This window comes from Polynucleobacter sp. 39-46-10, assembly GCF_002282275.1.
Window position 1 is genome coordinate 1 of sequence record NZ_NCJB01000542.1, and the last position, 1,104, is coordinate 1,104.

General features: G+C 43.5%; 2 protein-coding genes. Both read right to left on the reverse strand.

Going from position 1 to position 1,104, the window contains the following annotated elements; genetic code table 11:
* A partial coding sequence (locus B7X71_RS17550) for an ABC transporter permease subunit (protein WP_293601688.1) occupies positions 1–527 on the reverse strand: 527 nt, incomplete at its 3' end.
* Positions 524–1,104, reverse strand: a 581-nt coding sequence (locus tag B7X71_RS17555) for an ABC transporter permease subunit (RefSeq protein ID WP_293601689.1), incomplete at its 5' end; no start/stop codon positions are given. The genes B7X71_RS17550 and B7X71_RS17555, both read right to left, overlap by 4 nt.

Genomic DNA, 1,104 nt, shown 5'->3' on the forward strand with positions numbered 1-1,104 from the left:
CGCAGGCTTCCCGGTACTAAGCGCAGCATATTTTCAGTTGTGCGAACAACTACCGGTATGGCGATTAAAGCTAATGCGATCGTACCAGCCCAACCAGAGAAGTGGCGCACTTGTGCGACCACAATGGCATAAACAAACAAACCAATCACAATAGATGGCGCAGATAGCATGATGTCAGTCACAAAGCGGGTTACTGAAGCCACTTTACTTCTATCTCCGTACTCCGAGAGATATAGTCCGGCCAAGACGCCAATCGGCGTACTAATCAGAGTACAGCTACCTACAATCATTAAGCTACCAACAATCGCGTTCGCCAAACCCCCACCCTCTGAACCTGGTGCAGGCGTACTGTGAGTGAATACATCCAAACTTATAGAAGAAAAGCCTTTTAAAAATAAAACACTCAATATCCATAACAAAAAAGCCATGCCCAATGCCATAGCAGCAGTGGATAGAATTAAGCCAATTTTGTTGGCACGTTTACGTCTAGCAAAAATTGCCGGATTGATATTAGATAGGCCGTTCATGTTTTAAATCCCTGCTTTTTTTCCAAATTGATTAACATCCATTTCGCGATCGCTAAAACAATGAATGTAATAATAATTAGCGCAAGGCCCAATGCAAATAAAGATGAGTAGTGAGCTCCAAGCTCAGCTTCACCGAATTCATTAGCCAATGTTGAGGCAATCGAATTTCCTGGGGAGAATAAGGAAGCAGAAAGACGGTGAGCATTACCGATAACAAAAGTAACCGCCATAGTTTCGCCAAGGGCTCGACCCAATCCCAACATAATCCCACCGATCACGCCCGCTTTTGTATAAGGGAGCACAACATTCTTTACCACTTCCCAAGTGGTGCAGCCAATACCATAGGCTGATTCTTTCAGAACTGGGGGAACAATTTCAAAAACATCACGCATAACTGAAGCGATAAATGGCAAAACCATCATTGCCAAAATCAGGCCTGCACATAGAACGCCAATACCATTCATTGGACCTGAAAATAGGATTCCTAAACCTGGAATGTAGCCTAAAGTTCCTTGCAAGGCAGGCTGAATGTAATCAGCAAAAATTGGTGCAAATATAATTAAGCCAAACATTCCCT